The 16,364-nt window shown below is 59.1% G+C and carries 22 protein-coding genes and 1 pseudogene; 12 read left to right on the forward strand and 11 right to left on the reverse strand.

The window, feature by feature from the left end; translation table 11 throughout:
* Positions 1 to 69 precede the first annotated feature (69 nt).
* Entirely contained in the window at positions 70 to 423 is a 354-nt protein-coding gene (locus tag AABF56_RS05265; protein ID WP_272805159.1) for a response regulator, read from the reverse strand.
* A 762-nt stretch (positions 424 to 1,185) separates the two neighbouring features.
* Between AABF56_RS05265 and AABF56_RS37745 the strand changes: the two genes are divergently transcribed.
* Positions 1,186 to 1,659, forward strand: coding sequence for a BA14K family protein (locus AABF56_RS37745; RefSeq protein WP_443021092.1), 474 nt, complete (start codon positions 1,186 to 1,188; stop codon positions 1,657 to 1,659).
* 445 nt (positions 1,660 to 2,104) lie between these two features.
* Here AABF56_RS37745 and AABF56_RS05275 read toward each other — a convergent pair whose 3' ends face one another.
* The 4 genes from AABF56_RS05275 to AABF56_RS05290 all read right to left on the reverse strand — a co-directional run bounded on the left by AABF56_RS05275 (position 2,105) and on the right by AABF56_RS05290 (position 4,421).
* Positions 2,105 to 2,344, reverse strand: a complete 240-nt coding sequence (locus tag AABF56_RS05275) for a hypothetical protein (RefSeq protein WP_272805160.1) — start codon at positions 2,342 to 2,344, stop codon at positions 2,105 to 2,107.
* 161 nt (positions 2,345 to 2,505) lie between these two features.
* Positions 2,506 to 3,546: a fatty acid desaturase gene (locus tag AABF56_RS05280; protein WP_272805161.1), complete on the reverse strand. Its 1,041-nt coding sequence runs from the start codon at positions 3,544 to 3,546 to the stop codon at positions 2,506 to 2,508.
* 158 nt (positions 3,547 to 3,704) lie between these two features.
* Positions 3,705 to 3,932: a 30S ribosomal protein S21 gene (gene rpsU, locus AABF56_RS05285; RefSeq protein ID WP_272805162.1), complete on the reverse strand. Its 228-nt coding sequence runs from the start codon at positions 3,930 to 3,932 to the stop codon at positions 3,705 to 3,707.
* A gap of 279 nt (positions 3,933 to 4,211) precedes the next feature.
* Positions 4,212 to 4,421 carry a cold-shock protein gene (locus AABF56_RS05290; RefSeq protein ID WP_272805163.1) on the reverse strand — a complete coding sequence of 70 codons (210 nt, stop codon included), beginning with the start codon at positions 4,419 to 4,421 and terminating at the stop codon, positions 4,212 to 4,214.
* Between the two features lie 236 nt (positions 4,422 to 4,657).
* Between AABF56_RS05290 and AABF56_RS05295 the strand changes: the two genes are divergently transcribed.
* The 9 genes and pseudogenes from AABF56_RS05295 to AABF56_RS37750 form a co-directional block, all read left to right on the forward strand.
* Positions 4,658 to 4,849, forward strand: a complete 192-nt coding sequence (locus AABF56_RS05295) for a hypothetical protein (RefSeq protein WP_272805164.1) — start codon at positions 4,658 to 4,660, stop codon at positions 4,847 to 4,849.
* A 291-nt stretch (positions 4,850 to 5,140) separates the two neighbouring features.
* The gene (locus AABF56_RS05300) at positions 5,141 to 6,301 is read left to right on the forward strand and encodes a GGDEF domain-containing protein (protein ID WP_272805165.1); all 1,161 of its coding nucleotides are present in this window, start codon (positions 5,141 to 5,143) and stop codon (positions 6,299 to 6,301) included.
* A 291-nt stretch (positions 6,302 to 6,592) separates the two neighbouring features.
* On the forward strand, positions 6,593 to 6,943 hold the full coding sequence (locus tag AABF56_RS05305) for a hypothetical protein (RefSeq protein ID WP_272805166.1): 351 nt from the start codon (positions 6,593 to 6,595) through the stop codon (positions 6,941 to 6,943).
* A gap of 243 nt (positions 6,944 to 7,186) precedes the next feature.
* Positions 7,187 to 7,474, forward strand: coding sequence for a hypothetical protein (locus AABF56_RS05310; protein ID WP_272805167.1), 288 nt, complete (start codon positions 7,187 to 7,189; stop codon positions 7,472 to 7,474).
* Positions 7,475 to 7,621: 147 nt separating this feature from the next.
* Positions 7,622 to 7,870, forward strand: coding sequence for an acyl carrier protein (gene acpP / locus AABF56_RS05315; RefSeq protein WP_272807443.1), 249 nt, complete (start codon positions 7,622 to 7,624; stop codon positions 7,868 to 7,870).
* A 56-nt stretch (positions 7,871 to 7,926) separates the two neighbouring features.
* Positions 7,927 to 8,127 (forward strand): hypothetical protein, encoded by a 201-nt coding sequence (locus tag AABF56_RS05320; RefSeq protein ID WP_272805168.1) that lies wholly within the window; start codon positions 7,927 to 7,929, stop codon positions 8,125 to 8,127.
* 45 nt (positions 8,128 to 8,172) lie between these two features.
* The gene (locus tag AABF56_RS05325; RefSeq protein ID WP_338341903.1) at positions 8,173 to 8,355 is read left to right on the forward strand and encodes a hypothetical protein; all 183 of its coding nucleotides are present in this window, start codon (positions 8,173 to 8,175) and stop codon (positions 8,353 to 8,355) included.
* Between the two features lie 98 nt (positions 8,356 to 8,453).
* Positions 8,454 to 8,690, forward strand: a complete 237-nt coding sequence (locus AABF56_RS05330; RefSeq protein WP_272805170.1) for a DUF6894 family protein — start codon at positions 8,454 to 8,456, stop codon at positions 8,688 to 8,690.
* A gap of 276 nt (positions 8,691 to 8,966) precedes the next feature.
* A pseudogene (locus AABF56_RS37750) lies at positions 8,967 to 9,068 on the forward strand (IS630 family transposase); the annotation flags it as partial.
* A 303-nt stretch (positions 9,069 to 9,371) separates the two neighbouring features.
* On the opposite strand, the gene AABF56_RS05340 reads toward AABF56_RS37750, so the two are convergent.
* Complete coding sequence (locus AABF56_RS05340) at positions 9,372 to 10,088, reverse strand: Crp/Fnr family transcriptional regulator (RefSeq protein ID WP_272805171.1); 717 nt, start codon at positions 10,086 to 10,088, stop codon at positions 9,372 to 9,374.
* Positions 10,089 to 10,304: 216 nt separating this feature from the next.
* Complete coding sequence (locus tag AABF56_RS05345; protein ID WP_272805172.1) at positions 10,305 to 11,048, reverse strand: SDR family oxidoreductase; 744 nt, start codon at positions 11,046 to 11,048, stop codon at positions 10,305 to 10,307.
* A gap of 95 nt (positions 11,049 to 11,143) precedes the next feature.
* Here AABF56_RS05345 and AABF56_RS05350 point away from each other — a divergent pair, with 95 nt between their 5' ends.
* Positions 11,144 to 12,034: an AraC family transcriptional regulator gene (locus AABF56_RS05350; RefSeq protein ID WP_272805173.1), complete on the forward strand. Its 891-nt coding sequence runs from the start codon at positions 11,144 to 11,146 to the stop codon at positions 12,032 to 12,034.
* 334 nt (positions 12,035 to 12,368) lie between these two features.
* Here AABF56_RS05350 and AABF56_RS05355 read toward each other — a convergent pair whose 3' ends face one another.
* Both AABF56_RS05355 and AABF56_RS05360 read right to left on the reverse strand, forming a co-directional pair.
* Positions 12,369 to 13,415, reverse strand: a complete 1,047-nt coding sequence (locus AABF56_RS05355) for an alpha/beta hydrolase (RefSeq protein ID WP_272805174.1) — start codon at positions 13,413 to 13,415, stop codon at positions 12,369 to 12,371.
* Positions 13,416 to 13,475: 60 nt separating this feature from the next.
* Positions 13,476 to 14,033 carry a flavodoxin gene (locus AABF56_RS05360; RefSeq protein ID WP_272805175.1) on the reverse strand — a complete coding sequence of 186 codons (558 nt, stop codon included), beginning with the start codon at positions 14,031 to 14,033 and terminating at the stop codon, positions 13,476 to 13,478.
* Positions 14,034 to 14,254: 221 nt separating this feature from the next.
* Between AABF56_RS05360 and AABF56_RS05365 the strand changes: the two genes are divergently transcribed.
* Positions 14,255 to 15,145 (forward strand): LysR family transcriptional regulator, encoded by an 891-nt coding sequence (locus AABF56_RS05365; RefSeq protein ID WP_272805176.1) that lies wholly within the window; start codon positions 14,255 to 14,257, stop codon positions 15,143 to 15,145.
* Here the strand turns inward: AABF56_RS05365 and AABF56_RS05370 are convergent.
* Positions 15,110 to 15,817 (reverse strand): DUF4405 domain-containing protein, encoded by a 708-nt coding sequence (locus AABF56_RS05370; protein ID WP_272805177.1) that lies wholly within the window; start codon positions 15,815 to 15,817, stop codon positions 15,110 to 15,112. The two genes, AABF56_RS05365 and AABF56_RS05370, sit on opposite strands and share 36 nt — an antisense overlap.
* Positions 15,818 to 15,833: 16 nt before the next feature.
* Entirely contained in the window at positions 15,834 to 16,316 is a 483-nt protein-coding gene (locus AABF56_RS05375; protein ID WP_272805178.1) for a cytochrome P460 family protein, read from the reverse strand.
* Positions 16,317 to 16,364 lie beyond the last annotated feature (48 nt).

Raw genomic sequence — 16,364 nt, forward strand, 5'->3', positions numbered from 1 at the left:
CCCACACGTTATGCCACGGATCACATCGCTTGCGCAGTCATATATGTGCATGCGGAGTGCAGCCGAAATCTAGTGACGATTCATTGCTTTCAAGCACTCGATGATTTGGTCGAAGCGGAATGGCTTTGCGAAGAACTTTGCCCTGGGCGGTAAATCCGCGCTCGTTGGCTGTATCCGGCCGGATGCCACGATGATTCCGGCATCGGGAAAACGCTCGGCAACTCTTTGGGCGAGATCGAGGCCCGTCAGCTTGCCCGGCAGCTGGATATCCGTGAATAGAAGGTGGATCGTCTGCTCGTTTATGATCTTGACAGCATGGTCTGCCGAGCCAGTATCGACGACGTCGAAGCCCGCCTCGTGCAGCGCGTCGACCAATGTCAAGCGGATCAGCACTTCGTCTTCCACTACAAGGGCTGTGCGCACGAGGTTCTCCTGTCAATCCTCACCAACCCTTGGAACCGCGCAACGTTCCTTCTTCGATTGAAGGCGTCGTGATCTCCGTCATCGTGGGAACTGCATTTGTCCAGGAAAGCCCGACGCAGATTGTGCCGGGGGCGCGCACGGCGAGACCGGGCCTCAACTCGCGCGAACTGGAGCGTGACCTCGTGTGGGTCTCGTCATCAGCCGCATTCGGCTCTAAGCGCGGCCGAACGCAGCGACTGAGTTCGGTTCGCTGGGCGTGCCGGCAGCGCCATCGCGCATAACGCCAGACATAAACCGAACGAGTACGGCTTTGGATTGCCGCGCAAGGGGACCTGCCAGCGGCTGCATCCTGGCAGTGACATAGCCCGCCTTATGAAGCATCTGGTTGAGAATGCGGTTGCAGGCTGGGTTGAAATCTATGGCAGAGACTTTGGAAGACATACCGTCCTTCTTTCGTGTTGCGGGCGAAGGAGGTTATCCCACAAGCGGTAGCGCCCGTGTCGATGGCTACCGAAGATTGGACAATGCGCCCCACGCGCAAATTTAGCAACAATTCAATTAAGGTCATTGCGAGGCTGGTGCCAGATAATCCGACCCCAAAGGCGACAGTCCCCGGAATGCGCTTTGTTAAGCCGCCTCAGCTCCGGCATCGTCCGCCTCTCCATATATGGCACACGATATCGTTACTGTCGGAAACTTCGCGTTCATTCAGCGTTCAATTGATGACCCCTATGCTTGGGCGTCACTTGAAAGGAAGAGAACGTGAAAAAGCTATCGATAATAGCAATTGCCATTGCCACGGTATTCTCTGGTTTGTCCCCCGCGCTGGCTGCACCGATGAGCGTACCGTTTAAATCGGTCATTATTCAAAGCGACGTGCAGCAAGTTCAGGACAGGAGAGAATGGCTTCGAGGAGGGCGAGAGGTTCGACGGGACAGACGCGACAGGCGGGAGGTTCGCCGGCCGGGTCGCGACCGCCAGGGTTGGTATAACGGCCAGCGGGGTTACCGAGAACATCGCCGGGGTTATCGCCGTCACAATGACGGTTGGTGGTATCCGCTTGCGGCTTTCGGAGCCGGAGCCATCATCGGAGGCGCGATGTCACAGCCTTCGACGAGCTACGGCGGCAGTCATGTCCAGTGGTGCGCCGATCGCTACCGGACATATCGCGCTTCCGACAACACGTATGTGCCGCGGGCAGGCGTGAGGGCCTATTGCAATTCGCCGTACAACTAATCCGCTACGGCTGAGAACTTCGGCCCCGTCTCGCAAAACGAGGCGGGGTACGACTTTGGGGATAACCGTAAACCAGCAAGCGGTTGTCAAAACCTAAGCGCAATGGGCCGACGTGGCGAATCCTCTTCAAGCATGTCGCTTCGACTGATGCGGCTTGTCCTTCCCGTGAAGCCTCCCCGCGCGCTGGCGGAGCAACTCGAGCAGACTTTCGGCCGCCCGATGGAAACGATCTGCAGGAATGGAACAATGAGCGCGGGGCGCCGATGGCCGGATCGCGTCGCAGGCTAGTGATGTGCTGCCGCTGGTTCGATCAGATTCCCCATGCAATGACCGCCGAGCGGCACCTGATTGTAACTCGGCTTCCTTGGCAGTCCGGAGGCGTTATCGACCCCATGCTTTGCTATGGGACAATGCCTCTTGTGCCGCGAAGTGTATGATCAGCGAGCTACGGTTTGCCCAGCTTCGCTCGCCCCGCCCCCTTGATTGAAAGAGATGAGTCGGACGTGAGGCCAATAAGTCCAGCGCCAATCGCCGCTTCGACGGTCTCGGTGTATTCCTTTCCCGCGAGGCCATACTTCTTGGAATGGTTTTCGACGGTACCAAGCAGCACGGACGGGGACACGCCATATCTAACGCTGTGGAAAGCACTCAAAATAATGAGAAATTTTTCATTCAGGGTCTTCATTGTCTAATCTCAATCCATTTGGTGACAGGGGGCGGCCGCGGCCGCCAAATTGCAGGTATTGGATCCCCACCCATCACCCTGTGCGAATCCTTGAAGTTCATTGATGGTTGGTGCGCTGCGCGTCTTTGTCTGTGCAGCATGGTTTGCTGACGGTTGCGGTTTCACTTTGCGACTTTACGACGTGCTCCCGCGTCGCGAAACGACAGCATTTGGTGCGATGCTTCATCCCAGACGACGAGCTTCACACAGCGGAGGCTTTCCTTGATCGTGATGTGTCCCAAGTCTCGCAGTTCAGGATAGTCACGTAGAACCTCCGGAAGCCGGTAGAAAGGAACACGGCTCGACAGGTGATGGATGTGGTGCATGCCGATATTGCCGCTTATCCAACGCAGGGGGCGGGGCAAGTCGTAGTGCGAGGCGCCGTGCATGGCCGCGTATTGGAACGTCCACTCCGGAGGCCGAGACCAATAGGTGTCTTCGAACTGGTGTTGGACGAAGAACAGCCAGACGCCTGCCGCTCCGGCAAGGAGCACGATCGGCAGATGGATGACGAGAAACGGAACAGGGCCGACCGCCCAGACAAGAAGGGCGGCGAGTGCTGCGATGGCGGCATTCGTTGCCATCGTCGAAACCCATGGCAGGGCGCCGGATCGCATCATGCCGAACGGCAAACGCTGCTTGAAGAGAAAGAGCCACGCGGGACCGATGCCGAACATGACGATCGGATGCCGGTAAAGGCGGTAGCCGAGCCGCCCTCGACGCGTCAACGTTCCATATTCTGCGACAGTGAGCGTGGTGATATCACCGATACCCCGTTTGTCGAGATTGCCGGCCGAGGCATGATGTTCAGCATGGGCCCTGCGCCAGTAGTCGTAGGGTGTCAATGTCAGCACACCGATCGCCCGTCCCGTCCAATCATCCAGGCGGCGCCGGCCGAAGAAGGAGCCATGGCCGCAGTCATGTTGCAGCATGAACAAGCGCAGAAGGAACCCGGCTGCCGGCACAATGAGGATCAGGCCGAACCAGTAACCGAAGTGCATCGACGCCCAAGCGCTGGCCCACAGGAGAACAAAGGGCACAAGGGTTACGGCCAGTTCGAACGTGCTTCGGCCAATATGGGGCTTGCGATAGGCGGAGAGGATTTTCAGCCAGGCTTTTTCATGATCGGGGCTGCTGGGAGCAATTGTGTTTATCCGGGTCATCGGCAGCTGTGGCGTCCTTTCGGTTTTTTGCCGCGGGCAGTAGCTTCCTGTTCGACAATGCCTCTTGCCATGAAGCTTATGTCCGTTGCCTTCTTCTCCGCGTTTGGCTTCGTCGGCTTAGACGAATATTGTCTTGGGCGCGCCATCGGCACTCCTCCTTACCGGCTGCCTTTGACGACGGTCTTCCTTTTGGGCGAGGCGATCAGGCCTTCCCGTTGCGCCTTCTTGCGGGCGAGTTTGCGAGCCCGCCTGATGGCTTCGGCCTTTTCTCGCACTCGTTTCTGTGAGGTTTTTTCATAAGCACTGCGTGCTTTCATTTCGCGAAAAAGCCCTTCGCGTTGCATCTTCCCCTGGTCGACATTGTTGTCGCGAACGAGCACTTGCAAATCTTGTCATTTCAGAGCAGCGCCATTTGCTGTTTCTTCTAGTCGGCCGACAGGACTCCTATAATCTGGCAGGGTTGAGTTGGTTTCCGTCTGACGAAAGAGATCCGGTTTGAGCACCGTATCGCCGAGAGCGAAAATTGCTCGGCTTATAGCTAGCTCTTTTGCGCAATTCATTACGTGTGCAGGAAACAAAGAGGCCGGGCATTACCCCGGCCTCTTTGTCCCCCCGCCGTCTTTGCCGCCAGTTACATCCGTGGTCGGCAAAGAGGCGCATGAATTCTATGCGGCGCGCAGGTTGTCTGCGAAGCTCCTGCCCGACTTGTGGTCCTGAACCACGTCGTAGCTCACCTTCTGGCCCTCGACGAGCGAGTGCAAACCTGCGCGTTCAACCGCGGAAATATGCACGAACACATCGGTGGCGCCGTCATCCGGGGAAATGAAGCCAAACCCCTTGTTCGTGTTGAAAAACTTCAACATGCCTGCATTCATAGCGATATTCCTTTCGGATTCATAGTGAAATCCGCCACCGGAATGGGAATAGGCAAATCGACAATGATAGGAAAGCCAATCAAGCGAAGACAAATCTCACAAAAATTTTCTTTTTGATATCTGTTCTCTGGAAATTATACAAGAGATATAAAAGGTAAAACTGAAATTAATTGATAGAATATAGATTTTTCTTTGGAAAAAACAAATATTGGTGACTAATATTTTGCGAGAAACTCATGACGCTCGCCGCTATCGGCCTGTTCCTGATCTACCTCATTGATGCAGGTCATCGTCACCTATTGGGCCACATGCTCGGCATCCGCATCGCCGTCATTACGCTGATCGGCGCCTTCAAGGTGGAGAGCTGGCCTGTCGCGACGACGGGCGTGGAGCGCGGCGAAGTACTACAGCATTCCGGGACAGTATGATCGGTGGGTTCGTAGTGGGTGTGCCGACCGTCGTGATCATGGTCTTCGGAACGCTTTGGATCACGCGTCACGCGCCGTGAGCACTGTTCTTTCCCAAACCCTATGATTTTCCGAGGCTGTCAGCCGCTTTGCAACAACTCGTCGCATGACGGCCACGGCTGACTTCCCGATTCACCGCGGAAAGTCTCATCTTCGCGAAGGGAAAGGCAAAAGTTTAGCAATCGATCAAATCGAATTGCAAACTTTCCCCCTTAGGCTCCAAGGCATGATTGTTATCGGGGGATAATATCCTTGGCGCTGGACTTGCGGACGATCTATGTCGTTGCATCGCTGACGCTCATCGTCCTGGGCGCACTCCAACTGGCAGCCTACGCGACCGAACGGTTCCAGCGCTGGCCGCTCTGGTGGAGCGCGAGCAACATCCTCACCGGTCTCGGCTGCCTCTGCATCGCCTTGCGCGATCTCGCTCCCGATGTTCTTTCGATCGATATCGGCAATGCCGTCACTCTGGCCGGCTACGTGCTGATGTTCGTCGCGATCCGTGTCTTCGCAGGGTGCCCCGTCTATCTGCGCTACTCGCTCGGAGCGATCCTCGCAGGAAGCGTGGTGATCATCGTCTTTCTCGGCGGCAGCGCCGATACCATGGGCCGCGTCGCCTTCGGCTCGGCGGTATGCGGCCTGATCGATCTCGCGATCATCCGCGAGGGATTGCGGCTGGGCAGGCGGGAAAGGCTCTATTCGGCCTGGCTCCTAGTCGCGCTCTATATCCCGACCGCGATGATCTTTGCGATGCGCGGCACACTGGCACTGACGGGCGATCTCGGAGGAGCAGGGCTGTTCGAGAACGCCAGCAACGATGCGCATGTCTGGCTGGCGCTCACGGCCGTGATGTTCCTGCTGCTGCGCAGCATGGTCATGCTGATGATGGCGGCCGAGCGGAGCCATTGCGAGCTGGCGAGGCTCGCCCTGCACGATCCGTTGACGGGGCTGCTCAACCGCGCGGGATTGTCACGATCGTTCGAGAGGCTGGGCCGCCAGCCGGTCGCTCTTCTGTTCGACCTTGACCACTTCAAGACGTTGAACGATCGCCACGGCCATTCGGCTGGCGATGAGGCGCTTCGGCTTTTTGCAGGCGCCGCGTCCGGGCAACTGCGCTCGGGCGACCTTCTCTCCCGCCTCGGCGGTGACGAGTTCGTGGCGATCCTCGATGGCGCTTCCATCGATGAAGCCGTCCTGATCGCAGACGGGATCCAGCGCGCGTTTGCCGATGTGATCGCCCTGCGAACCGAGCTCACGGTGCATCCGACACTCAGCATCGGGGTGGGCCGGGCGCTCTCGGCGGAGACGCCGTTGGCGCTGCTGTTGCAAGAAGCCGATGCCGCCCTTTATCGCTCGAAGCAGGGTGGGCGCAACAGGGTTGCGGTGAGCGACGGCCACCTCCTCGCCGCATGAGTCGGTCGTTCTGTAATGCCGGCTGCTTTCCACGTCTGGCGCCTGCCGGCAGGGGCGATCGTCCCGTCAGGCGCTTGAATGCGGTGCTGAGATCCGACGACATCAGGATCGTCTCCAACGATGCCGATGACCGTTATTCGAAGGATATGAATGTCGCCGAGCTCTGGAGCGCCTGATCGCTCAGGCATCGAACCGTCGCTTTTGTGCCGTCAATTCCAGCGTCGGCATGCCGTCATCGACGTTGTAGGCGTTTGTAACCGTGTCCAGGCAAAGTGTGGTAAGCACATCGTCATGAACGATGTAAGCCACGTCGTTGACGACAGACAGCAAAAGAACAACCCGGATGCGCCTAACGCCAGCCTCGTCAAATGTTTCGATGACAATATGTTTCTTGTTTTTTCGGACGACCGGACATCGTTCGTTATTGGGCAAGACGCCGAAATCGGGAAAATGACCTGCCCTGGTGCCGATGGGCGGCTTCAAAAACAGCCGGGGAATTCGCTTGGTGCGCATTGTTGCGTGTTTGGGGCGGAAGCCTTGCGACCTTCAGCGATGGCGCCCTTGCCAAAAGCCACCAATGACGAACAGTACGCCTCGCTTTCTCATCCGTCGACCGCAAACTTTGGCGCGCTGCCAGCATGAAACGACTGCAATTGAGGACTTGCCAATGCGGGGCATCAAGCGCAAGGTTCTTATTCCAGCAGCCATTGACAAGGGCGCTGCTGTTTGAGGGTTGGTTACCCTGGCCCTGAAAATGAAGGAGGACTCGATGTCTTCCACTTTCTTTCACAGGCAGCAACGATACGTATGGGCTGCTGCAAGCGGTTACCTGTTTTTTGCAGCCAGCCTGGCGATGATCCTCGTCCTCCTCGCGGAGGGTTGGCTATGGTGATTCTCATCTTCAAAGGTCCCGATCCGGGAGCACGACGCCGAACCGTCCTCCGGCAGATTCTCAAAAACGCTGACTATGAGACCCGCAGCCTTTCGCCGGAGCAGGAGACCAAGAGCGAAGATGCAGCAAACCTTATCCGCTTGATCAAGTCGGCGACGATCGATGCTGGAAACTATCCTCTATCCCGCAGGACTCGCGTGCAGGAGCAGCGCATCAGCGTTGAGGTTTGGGAAAACGAGGGTGGCTCCACTACGGCGTGGCCACTATGTCCAATCGTCTGACAGCGATGATTGTCATCGTGGTTTTGGCGGTCGGCTTTGTTTGGGCCTATCGTCCGGATCAAGGCCGGTATGACCGTCTTCATCCCTCTCAATCGCGTCAGCCCGCATCGTCGCAGTAATTATCCTTCATCAGGGCAAGGATCACACATGGAAGATGCAAGAGCCGATATCGCTGAGCGTGTGAAGAGCATTATTACCGGACAGTTGGCCGTCAAGCAATCGAGGGTCGTCGATGATGCCTCAATCGTCGACGACCTGGGTGCTGATTCCCTGGAAGTGGTCCAAATCGTGATGCTTATCGAAGACGAGTTTGGCATTGCCGTTCCCGACGAGCCGGCCGCGGAGTTCTTGACGGTTCGGGACGCCATCGACTTCGTTGTCGCGTCACGGCAGTGACAGGCAAGCGCATGCCCAGGTTGCTTAGAAACCGTCGCGGACAGAGGAGTCGATGGATGACAGCGACCAGAAAACAGTTCCCCAAGCCGACAAAAGCGAGCGCCGAGAAAAAGGCGGCGGAGACCAACTCAATAGCAAGGAGGATCGTCGATCAGGAGGCGGCAGCGCGAGAAAAGAAGACCGAGAAGCTGCGCGCGCTACGCCTGGCGAAAGAGGCGGCCAATCCCGTACCGCTGCCAAAGCTGAAGCGAAAATAGCAATCGGAGATATTTGTGGTCGAAGGCGCGCGGCAGAAACGGCCAATGGAAACCAAACGCTATGCCATTCGCATACAGCCCAATCTCGAATGGACGATCTATGATGTTTTCACCGGGGCAACTGCCAAGCCCTCAAGCTGGCCGCTTGTGGACCTGCCGTTTGAGAAGGCGTTTGAATATTGCGGCTTTCTCAATTCCATTGATCGGTTTCGGCGCAGTTCCAGGTGATGGCGATAGCACTGGCTGGCGCGTCCTCATCCATTTTCGGGCAATCTGCGAACGGAACAAACCCTTCCTGGCGCAGTTGGGTTGTGTTGGAGGGCGTGATGACCCGGTACTTTTTCAACGTACGCAATGGTCAGGACTTAAAGCTTGACGAGGAAGGGGCGGACTTCGATACCCTCGACCTTGCGATCGATGAGGCCGTCGCTTCGGCACGCGAGATTGTGGCAGAACGTGTGAAGTCTGGAGAGCTGATCGATGGAAAGCGTTTCGAGATCACGACGGAAGCGGGCGAAGTCGTCCATACAATTCCGTTTCGCGCGACGTTTCACCTTGAATGAAGCTTGGATGCAGCTTTGCTCTCATCCTCAGGGGTGGGCCGTCGATCGAGGGCATTTTCGATAAACGCAGAGTCGCTTTGAGGCTTCCCGCGAGGTCCCTTGTCTGATTCACTGCTCCTGTTGGTTTTCGGGAGGTGGAGATGGCGAGGAGCCTGAGCGCCGATCTTCGTGAGTGGGTAATTGCGGCGATTGAAGATGAGATTTCAAGATCGGTGAGCGCCTTACCGCCCACGACTGTCTGGCTGTTCCTGGACCGGGGTGCGGCATCACGTTCAAACAAAGACGGCACACGCCGCCGAGCGGCAGCGCCCCGATGTTCTGCGGCGCCGCATAGCTTGGTTCGACGGCCCGCTCGATCTCGACCCCGAGAGGCTGATCCGAGACTGCCGTGTCCACGCAGAGCAAGGTCTCGCACCTGAGCTTTGCCCCGGCGACATCGTGATCATGGACAACTTGCCCGCTCACAAGATCAGCGGCATGCGCAAGGCGATCGAGAAGAACGGTACCCTGCTCTATTCCTGCCGTCATACTCGCTGGCCTTCAACCCGATCGAGATGGCCTTCTCCAAGCTCAAGGCCCTCCTGCGAAAGGCCGCTGCAAGAACCGACGCGCACTCTGGTCCGTCGTCGCCAACTGCTTCTGCGCGTTCATGTACAACGAATGCAGTAAGGCGAATCTGCTCTAGAAGAGATCTTTCATTAAACGCTCGAATTCCATTTCGGGTTTGCCGTAGGCGTCCCGCGCATATTCTTGCAGCGCGGGTCGGTCTCGGATGACGACGTTACCCCGCTCAGAGCGGATGAAGTGATGACCCTCAAGCACATGGAGGGCAGTCGTAACGCTCGGTCGCCGGACCGCCAGCATGGTAGCAATGAAGTCGTGGGTGAGATGGATCTTGTCGCCCTTGATGCGGTCATGGCACATCAGCAACCATCGGGCGAGGCGGACGTCAATATCGTGGATGGCATTGGAGGTCACCGTATAGGCCAGCTGGACGGAGAAGCTTTCGATCGAACGGATCATCACCTTGCTCATATTGCGGTTCCCGTCCATTCGGAGGCGGAAAGCATCGTACGCCATGCGATAGCCGCCACCCTCCACCATGATGACCACGTCGTGCGGACTGACTTCCACGCCGGCGATAGCGGAGGTAGGCACATAGCCATCGAAGCCGAATATCCCTGCTTCCGTCCGATATCCTTCAGGCGTCGTCACAACCACCGAACCAATGCCGTCGGTGAGAAAGTAGACGTACTCGATCGGTTTCCCAACCCCGGCAAGGGAGGTACCAAGCGGCAACGACACATATTCGAGATCGTCGGCAATCTGTTCGAGATCGGCTTTCGGCAAAGTCGCCAGGAGCCGGTTCTGATCCATATCGGGTTGCAGTGCGGCCATTTGTGCCTCCTCATTCAGAGGAATGATCTATCTTTCGCTCCGCGAACATCAAGCAGGGAGGCAGTCCTCACCGAGGGAAATAGAACAGTCGGGTAGACGCTTAGATGAGAGAACGAATGTCGGCTATTCAATGTCCCCTAACCGTGAACGGACTGGCAGCTTCCGATCCCCCAAAAGCCGTGCGTGGGTATGTCGACTCGATGGACGGATAAACGATCATACGGACTTCGACCAGGCTAAAGCGTCCGCTCCAGCGGGCAGGCGCATAGGACAGGCGTGATCGGTTGCCGCACGCCAGACCGCCTCGGCGACGTCGATGGCGCGCGTGAATTCGGTCGCGCGTTGCCGGTTGGCCACGATCTCTGCCATAACTCCGGCATAGGCTTCGGGCACCTCCATCCCCATGCGGGCACGGGCGTTCGCACCGAACGCGGTTTCAGGCGAAGCACCCGGCAGAACGAGGCGCAGGAAAATACCGAGCGGCTCCAACTCCAGCGCCAGCGATTCCGTGAAGGCATTCACCGCAGCTTTGGTCGCCGTATAGGCGGACAAGAGCGGCAGAGCGCGCAGGGTAACGCTGGACGTCACGTTGACGATCGTACCGGCGCCCCGCTTACGGAACTGCGGCAGAACGGCTTGCGTCATGGCAATGGTGCCGATCGTATTGGTCTCGAACAACTCGCGGATCTTTTCGATCGGCACGCCCTCCAGCGCATTCATGAGGCCGACGCCGGCGTTGTTGACGAGGACGTCGATCGGACCTGCAGCTTCGACGACGCGTTCGATGCTGCCTGCATCCGTCACGTCAAGCGGCAGAACGCGCAGCCGGTCGGACAGCGGCAGGATACCTTCGCGCGGCGTGCGCATCGTGGCGATGACCGTCCAGTCCCGATCAAGAAAGAAGCGCGCCGTCTCCAGGCCGAAGCCGGAAGAGCAGCCGGTGATAAGGATGGTGGTCATGAGATGATCTCCTGTTGGGAATGACAGGAGGATAGGCAAGAAATGCCGGATGTTCTATAATAGAAGGTACGAATAATTTTTGCGATCGTACGAAAATGTCGGATCCCCTCAGCCAAGTCGTCGGTCTCCTGCAACCCAAGGCCGATCTCTCTAAGCTCGTCGTCGCGGGCGGTGCATGGCGCGTGCATCGCACCGACGAAGGCCAGCCCTTCTATTGCGCGGTCCTGGAGGGACGCTGCCGCCTCGAGCTCGCCGGCCAAGCGCCCGTCATGCTCGAGGGCGGCGACTTCGTACTCGCGCCGGCTGCCTACGATTTCGTCATGTCCAGCCTGGCCCCTTGCATAGGAGGGGAGGCGGCAAGGGTCGAGACAAGCCCGGGCGTGTTCCGTCTTGGACCCGAGGGCGTGGCGCCTGATTTGCGCATGCTGGTTGGGCACTGCACCTTCGCTTCGGACGATGCCGATCTTCTCGTTTCACTTCTGCCACAGCTCGTGCATGTGCGCGGCGAGCAGCGGCTGGCCGCCCTGGTGGCTTTCGTGAACGACGAGATGCGCGCGAAGCGTCCCGGCCGCGAGGCCGTCCTGACGCGGCTCCTGGAAGTTCTCCTGATCGAGGCCCTGCGATCGGCTTCAGGCCCGGCGGCGCCATCCGGGCTCTTGCGCGGCCTTTGCGACGACCGTCTCGCCATCGCCCTCCGCTGCATTCACGACCGGCCGGCAGGGGCCTGGACAGTGGATACGCTGGCGCGCGAGGCGGCCCTGTCGCGCACCACCTTCTTCGAGCGGTTCCGGCGCGAAGTCGGGGTCGCCCCGATGGAATATGTCGCCGGTTGGCGCATGACGCTTGCCAAGGATCTTCTGCGTCGGGACAGGATCACCGTCGCAAAGGTGGCCGAACGCGTTGGCTATGGATCAGCCAGCGCATTCAGCACTGCCTTTGCCCGACGCGTCGGAATCCCGCCCGCGCTCTACGCCCGCGCAGGATGAGTAAGGATGATGATTGAGCCGAGACTACCTTTCGGATGCTCCACTCGAAAGGCTGGCAGCGGCCCTTTTGCGGAAGGTCTGCTTTGGGCGGCAGGCCGTGGTATGCTCAACGCGGATATTAGGTCGACTGCTGACCATTTGCATGGCGAGCCCGCATGAGTCAGGTCGCCGCCGCTGCCATCGACTTACGGCGGAAGCACCTTCCCACGATTTGCGTTACGAACCAAAGCACGCATGGCAATTCGATATCGTAAGCGACCACAGGCCGTTCGATGCTGCCGGTCGCGCCACCGACGAGCACAGTGCGTCGAGGTTTCGTTCATGGCCATTCTCGTTACTGCATGTCGCTATTCCTGATGAATGTTTCCCAGAACCGCGTCGCATCGGCGATCCAGCCTTCAGCGCTCGTGCCGGTGCCCGGTCCAAAACCATGGCCCAGGTTTGCATATCTCCGATACTTTACCTCGGTGCCTGCCGTGCGAAGCATCGCCACGCGCTGCTCCATCACAGAGGGCGGCGCTATTCCATCCTGTTCGCCGACGACCACAAAGGTAGGAGGCTCATCGGCAGATGTGTCGGAATGCCCGGTATAGGCCATGATGACGGCAGAGGGCTTGGGAAGGTCGTCGCCTCCGAAAGCCGCAACGCCGTGCGAGCCGATTGCCGCAGCCATTCGAGCACCTGCGGAACTACCCCACAGCGAATAGTTCCGGGTGCTGACGCCAAGCGTCCCGGCGTTTCGGAAAATATAGGAAATGGCGGCGGCCATGTCCTCGGTCGCGGGCCTGCCGCCCGAACCGACCCGGTATTTCAGCACGAAGACGTTGTAGCCTGCCTTGCTGATCTCGGCGGCATAGGGAAAGCCCTCGTGGACGGAGCCGACATAGGAAAAGCCGCCGCCGGGGGCGACGATCGCGAAAGGTGCGCCCGGATTGCCGCGGAAAAAGAAGAGGCCGGTATTCACACGGGCCGGCTCCGCATGTTTCTCCTCGGGGGTATAAACGTCATGGAAGACGGTGTTGCCGGCGCTGATATCGTCGATCATGCGATTGAGCGCGGACACCACGACATCGGGATCGACATTGGTATGATACGGCAGAAGCGAACCGATTTCGCTGAGCTGCATATTTTCATCGTAGGCGCGATCATCCCAGGGCAGAAGCATTCGCGCGTGGCCTGTGAAAGCGGGGTGTTTCAGGAGCTCGGCAAGACGGCTTTCCGGCTTCAGCCGCGCATGCCGTTCTCCCGTCTCGCCCCTTACCGCGACACGTTCACCGCTGGCTGTTGATGAAACGGCCCTGTCTTCATTGGCCGCGACAGAGGAAGCGGCCAGCAAGAGGGAGACGGCAAGACCGGCGGGACGCAGGGCGACTTTGTCCAACGATGGTCTCGACGATCGTTTCGTGGTCATTCGCTTCATCCCTGTTGCCGGAGCCCAGGATCACGGCGCGACGTTCAACGTGTCCAGCCACGCCGTGATCCGCTCTATGGTCTGCCGCTCCTGCGGAGCCTCCATGGAGAAACCCTGGACAAGGCTGGCCTGCCGCGCATGGTCGGCAACGACATCCAGGCTGTCGCCCAGCCCGTAACCGCCATGCGTGATGAGTGGGACGATGGTTTTGCCTGACAGATCGTGCCTGGCGAGAAACGAGCGGACCACGGGCGGTGCGGTCATCCCCCAGATCGGAAAGGCAAGGAATACCGTTCGGCAGGAGGCGAAATCGGGGACTGTCGCTTTCAGCGGCGGTTCGTAGCCGCGATCGGTCTCCTGTTTCGCTTGCTCGACCGTCTCGAAGTAGTCGGCCGGATAAGGATTCTCCGGCTCGATCTCGAACAGGTCGCCTTGCAATGCCCGGCTGACCTGACCGGCGACGACCCGCGTGTTTCCGCTCCGCGAAAAGTAAGCGACCAGTCTCCTTCCTTCCGGGAGTCGGGCCGCCGCGGACGGAGAGACGGACGCTGCTCCCCCGGCCATGACAGGCAAGAGCAGCGAGGTCATGAGGATTTCCCTCCGTGTCGGGTTGTCCGTAGCCATGGCTTTCTCCACTGTTTCCGATCGGGGCCGCCGACCAGTTGGAAACTCCAATCGACCGGCCGCGGCGGCTGGCGCACGCGGCAGGTCAGCTTCCAAGGATCATGTCGGTAAATGTAGCGCCTGCCGCAGCTTGCGATAAGATGCCATAATCCGCATGAGCCTTTTAGATGAGCTAATAAATCCAGATGGAAAACTTCAACGATCTCGCCGCATTCGCCATCGTCGCCAAGGAACGCAGCTTCACGAGAGCGGCTGCAAAGCTTCGCGTTTCGCCCTCGGCCCTGAGCCAGACCATCCGCAATCTCGAAGAGCGATTGGGTCTGAGGCTCCTGACCCGGACGACGCGCAGCGTTGCCTCGACCGAAGCCGGCGAACGGCTGCTGCGCACGCTCGCGCCGCGCTTCGAGGAGATCGAAACGGAGCTGGCGGCATTGAGCGAGCTTCGGGACAAACCGGCCGGAACCGTTCGGATCACGACCGGCGAACATCCCGCGATCTCCATCCTGCAACCCGCGCTCAAGCGCTTCCTGCCGGATTATCCGGACATACAGGTCGAGATCATCATCGACTATGGCCTGACCGATATCGTAGCGGAAGGGTTCGACGCCGGGGTTCGCATGGGCGAGCAGGTCGCGAAAGACATGATCGCCGTGCCCATCGGGCCGCAGATGCGCATGGCGGTCGTCGCATCGCCAGCCTATTTCGAGCGGTATCCGCTGCCGAAATCTCCCCAGGACATGACCGCACACAAATGCATCAATACGCGCCTGCCGACCTATGGCGGCGTGTTTAGCTGGGGCCTTGAGAAAAAGGGCCGAGAAGTGAAGGTGCGGGGCGAAGGACAGCTCATCTTCAACAGCCTCGCCATGCGGCTGTCCTCGGCCTTGGATGGCCTCGGAGTGGCCTACATGCCCGAAGATCAGGTTCTTCCTTATGTTGCTGATGGGCGGCTCATCCGGGTTCTGGAGGATTGGTGCCCCTGGTTCCCCGGCTATCACCTCTATTACCCGAGCCGGCGGCAGCAATCTCCGGCGCTGGCCTTATTGGTGGACATTCTCCGGTATCGCGGCGGCTGACCTGCGTTTCCTGAGCTGGAGTCCCTTCATGGCGTAGTAGGTCAGGCAGATATAGAGGCCGAGAATCGCAATGCAGTGCACGAAGAAGCCCATGACGGATTCCTCGAAGTTCCACCAGTCGAGCGTCATCTGCATGGAGAGCTTCGTGCCGACCGCAAGCGCGAACGAACTCCAGACGCCATGGATCGCGACAAGAATTGCAATCATGCGCAATACGAGCGTGCGAGCGGCGCTCGGCTGCGTGATCCTGGCGAGCTTGCGCGCCACGCCCATGAGCATCGGCCAGCGCAGGCCGAGATGAACGGCGACGATCACCAGCACCCAATAGGCCGCCAAAGTATGAATCTGCCGGACGGTGAAACCGCCAAAGGGCGACATGACGCCGGACAGCGCATGGGAAATCAGCACGCTCGTCACCAGCAAAGCCAGCATCGCAACGAGAAGCAGGAACGTCACCACGATGTTGAACAGGCCCCGCACGTCTCGCCGCGCCTTCGGGATCGCGCCATACCAGCGGCGATTGAAGACATTATGCACGATCACCAGCAGGAACATCGCCGTTCCGGCCAATTCATGGGCGACATTGCCGAGCCACCAGTAGGAGAAGGCGAACAGCAGGAGACCGGCGGCAAGAAGGTCGAGGAACAGCCGGGTGAGAAAGACAGGGCTCAAGCGTCAGGCCTCCCGTTCATTCGACCGGCGTGCCGTCGAAACGGGGGATGCGATAGGCCGTGAACAGATAGTCGCTCCCTTGCTGGCTACTGTGGCAGGACTGACAGCGTGCCGTGTTCTCGTCCATGTTGATCGACCTGTCCGGCCAGAACCATTGGAACTGCCAGTCGCCGGTGCGGCGGCTGTCGTCGTATTCGGCCCCGAAGCCTTCGCCCTTCTGCATGACGAAGTAGCGATAGAGCTCGCCGTCCCGATGATCGACCAGCACGAAATGCGTGCCCGCCGGGATCGGCTGGCCAGCCTTGACGGCCTCCATGGCCGCCGGCGTGGTCATGATGTGCTCCATGACATTGCCGCGCCGGACCGTCGTGTAGTGAACCAGCGCATCGATGTCGGGAAACTGGACGCGGTTGGGTTCCGCATGGACCTGCCAGCCGATGAGACAGGCGGCAGAGGCGGCAAGCGCGCTCAAGGCAACCGGATGTGCGAATGTTTTCATGAGCGGAGCTCGCTTTGATATCGAAAAATGCGGTGCCGGACGGCAGGC

Origin of the sequence: Shinella sp. WSC3-e (genome assembly GCF_945994535.1) — a bacterium.
Lineage (GTDB): Bacteria > Pseudomonadota > Alphaproteobacteria > Rhizobiales > Rhizobiaceae > Shinella > Shinella yambaruensis.